Source organism: Methanobrevibacter sp., assembly GCF_017447225.1.
GTDB lineage: Archaea > Methanobacteriota > Methanobacteria > Methanobacteriales > Methanobacteriaceae > Methanocatella.
This window is the reverse complement of the sequence record NZ_JAFSNZ010000055.1, coordinates 1-3,819: the sequence shown is the minus strand read 5'-3', so window position 1 is coordinate 3,819 and position 3,819 is coordinate 1. Positions and strand designations below refer to the sequence as shown.

The window sequence follows — 3,819 nt, the reverse complement described above, 5'->3', positions numbered from 1 at the left end:
TATATAGTAGAAAATTTTGAGGTGTAAAAATTGAATGCAGAAATTTTATAAAAACATAATCAATAACAAATTTTCTATTGTCAAAAAAAAGAATAAAAGAAGTTGAAATACAACTTCTAAAATAGTCCACTGTCTTCCAGACGTTTTTCAAAGTAATGTGCTGCTGTATCAGCTTTTTCCTTAACAACCAACAGAACGGCAACAGTTACAATACCTATTCCCAATAAGATGGCTAATGCAGGCAAGTAGTTTGACCATACCAGACCTAATTGGGCTTCACGTATCAGTGTGATTGCATATGTCATAGGTAAATATGGATTAATCACTTGGAAAAAGTGATCCATAATCTGAACCGGATAAATTCCTCCGGTACCTGATATCTGAATAACCAGAAGGACAATAGCTACTGCTTTTCCAACATCTCCCAATGCGGAAACCAGAGAATAAATCAGAACCATAAATACCGCCGATACCAGAATGGCTGAGAAAATAAACAGCGGTACATTGGCAATATAAATTCCTAATATGAATGCTCCGATAATTGTTACGGATACTTGAAGAATGCTCAATATGAAAAATATCGCTAATTTTCCAAAGTACATTTCAAGAGGAGAATATTTTGTTCCTTTAGCCACACCAGGTTTTAACATTGCACAGGTGATTAAAGCACCAACCCACATTGACAGTACCAGATAAAATGGAGATACATTGGATCCGTAATCCGGAACTGAGAAAACTTCATGCCTGTCAAGGGTAACTGGGGAATAGAAATAGTCTCCAAGAATTGTTTCGTTAATGCCTGTGATTTCCCCAAGGGTATTTGCAGTTGAAGCAAGGGAAGCCGCTGCAGTAAACAATGCCTGTGCAGCTGCATTTCCAAGCAGCTCTGCGCCTGCCGCAAGTGACAATGAACCTTCAGCCAACTCATCAATACCTAATTTAAGTCTGCCCGTATTTTCAGCTAAAGATGCTGAACCCTCTGCAACCTGACCTGCACCATCATTCAATTGCTGGACTTTACCTGTGACATTTTCAGATTTGGAATCAATTTTGTCAGTCACTTCATGTATTAATGGGCTGCTGGTGTGCTCTCTAATGTATCCTGTGGCCTCATGAATTTCCGTATTATATGTATTTACTTTATCATATGCCTGCTGAGTACCTCCGGCAACCTGACCTGCACCATCAGCCAATTGGCTTGCACCATCTGATAACTGGCTTGCACCATCAGATAGCTGTCCGGCACCGCTTGACAGCTGACTTGCACCTGAAGAAACCTGTGCTGAACCTGCTGAAAGCTGACTGCCCCCGCTGGATAACTGACCTGCACCAGAGGCAAGACCTGCCTGCAGTTCGCCGAGTTTTCCATAAGCTGCAAGGTTAATGATTTCTATTATTTTTGCATTCAATGCATTATAAACTGCATTAGCACCTGAATCAGTTAATTTGGTAGCAACAGGATTGGATTTTACATTAACGACATACTCTAACTTAGCCTGTTGCGGGTCGTCTGATGTGATTGATAAAATATTTTCACTCAGGTTTTCGGGTATTACTATTCCCGCATAATAATCTCCCTTATAAACGCCGTCCCGCAGCTCATCTTCTGTTACGAATGTCCAATTAAACTTATCATTATCCTTTAAATCCTTAATCAGCTCATCTCCAACATTAATTTCTACACCATCATATGATGCTCCTTTATCAAGGTTTGCAATTGCAAACTGCACCTCACCAGTGTTTCCATAAGGATCCCAGCATGCCTGAATATTTAAAAGAGCATAAAGTGAAGGTAAAATTATTATTCCAATTAAAACAATTGTAACAATAGGATTTGAAAAAGCTGATTTGAAGTCTTTTTTAATAATCTCAACAACATTGCTTATATCTCTTCCCGCCATTTTATACCTCAAATTTTTACTGTTAATATTATATATTTTTAATTAATAATAAAATTTGTGCACATAATAATTTAATAAGTATTAATCAAATAGATATAATTAATAGATTATAAAAATCATTTGGTGTATTTATGGATAAAGAAACAAAAGCTCGTTTGGGTGAAATTCGACAAGCTTTAAAAAAATATGGCTTTGATGAAGCTTTAGGTCAAACTGCAAAAAGTAAAATACGTAGAAACGATGATGAGACAATCAATCCTTTATTAGATGATGAGATTCCTCAAAAATTAAGGTTGATGCTTCAGGATTTAGGAACAACTTTCATCAAATTGGGTCAGCTGTTAAGTACAAGGCCGGATATTGTTGGTGAAAAGATAGCAAATGAATTGGCGAACTTGCAGGATGACAATCCTGCCATATCATATGATCTGGTTAAAAAGATTGTTGAAAGGGAGCTTCATGGCAATATTGATGATTTGTTTGAAGATTTCTCACATGAACACTTAGCAACTGCATCCATAGGTCAGGTTCATGAAGCCAAATTAATTACTGGTGAGAGAGTTGCAGTTAAGGTACAAAAAGAAGGTATCACAGATAAGATTGACCTTGACATAAGAATAATGAAATATGTTGCCAACCGTGCAGACAAACTGAACTCAAATCTCAGAAAATTGAACTTGCCTGGAATCATGGAAGAATTTGACCGTTCAATTCATAAGGAAATCGATTATAATAATGAACTTATGAATATGCAGCGCATTGAATTGAATTTTGAAGATAATCCTGACATTCACATTCCTGCCACCTATTCCAGGTATTGCACATCAAAAGTTTTGACAATGGAATTTATAGACGGTACAAAATTAAGTGATGTATATCAAAGCAACAGTGATGAATTTGATAAAAAACTTTTGGCAAAAAATATTCTTGATTCCTATCTTCAGCAGCTATTCATTGACGGTTTTTTCCATGGAGACCCTCATCCTGGAAACATCATGATTTTGGAAAACAATGTTGTATGTTATCTTGATTTGGGTATGATGGGATTCTTTGATGAGGAATTCAAACGCAATCTTTCCGAATTGATGCTGCTGTTTGTTGACCAGGATATTGACGGTTTAATCAATCAGTTAATGTATATGGACATTTTGGATTATGACATTGAAACAAGAACTTTAAAAAGAGACCTGAATGACCTCTTCGGAAGATACTTCGGCGTTGAACTAAACCGTTTCAATGGAGTTCTCGAAGAGCTTCTCAATCTTATGCAGGAATATGGCGTTATCCTCCCGAATGAGTTTGTCACAATGGCAAGGGGATTATCCATGGTTGAAGCAATTGCTAAAAATCTGGATCCTGAAATTGATGTTTTTGCATCAATCAAGCCTATTGCTAAAGAAATTGCTAAACAAAGAGTTAGTCCTAAAAAGTATTTTAAAAGAAAGAAAAGCAATCTGATTTTATATGAACATATGATTCAGGCCTTGCCGAAACTTCTTACAAGGACAATTCACAAGATTGATAATGAGGAACTGCAATTTAAGTTTGAAGTGGACATAACTGATAAGGTTTCAATAATTGCATTGGTATCCGCACTTATTGTCGGTTCTTCAGTTGTTTCTTTCGGTCCTAGAGTATTTGACATGCCGGTGATTTCCCTAATAGGTTATATAATAGCTATAATTTTAAGCATAATTGGTATGAGAAAATTTGTTTTAAAATAAATTAAATCAGAGGGAATTAATTTCTCCCTCATATACTTTTTTTTCTATTTGTGGAGTGTTGGCAGAAATTATTAGTTATTAATTACTGTTCATTTTTTTACTAATTTTTCATACTATTATTGAATTTTGTTCACTTATTATTTTCAAAATTTTTCGCCAGATTTTTGATTATTTTTTTAATTTCTCAATGTTAT

2 protein-coding genes are annotated in these 3,819 nt (G+C 35.6%); one reads left to right on the top strand and one right to left on the bottom strand.

Annotated features, from left to right (window positions below; all coding sequences use genetic code 11):
• Window positions 1–116: 116 nt before the first annotated feature.
• Window positions 117–1,901 (bottom strand): YhgE/Pip domain-containing protein, encoded by a 1,785-nt coding sequence (locus IJQ68_RS05425; protein WP_292797976.1) that lies wholly within the window; start codon window positions 1,899–1,901, stop codon window positions 117–119.
• A 131-nt stretch (window positions 1,902–2,032) separates the two neighbouring features.
• Here IJQ68_RS05425 and IJQ68_RS05420 point away from each other — a divergent pair, with 131 nt between their 5' ends.
• Window positions 2,033–3,625, top strand: a complete 1,593-nt coding sequence (locus IJQ68_RS05420) for an AarF/ABC1/UbiB kinase family protein (protein ID WP_292797973.1) — start codon at window positions 2,033–2,035, stop codon at window positions 3,623–3,625.
• Window positions 3,626–3,819: the final 194 nt, after the last annotated feature.

Excerpts from the sequence above, each read along its gene's own strand:
- IJQ68_RS05420 (WP_292797973.1), top strand. The coding sequence starts at position 2,033 with ATGGATAAAGAAACAAAAGCTCGTTTGGGTGAAATTCGACAAGCTTTA.
- IJQ68_RS05425 (WP_292797976.1), bottom strand. The coding sequence starts at position 1,901 with ATGGCGGGAAGAGATATAAGCAATGTTGTTGAGATTATTAAAAAAGAC.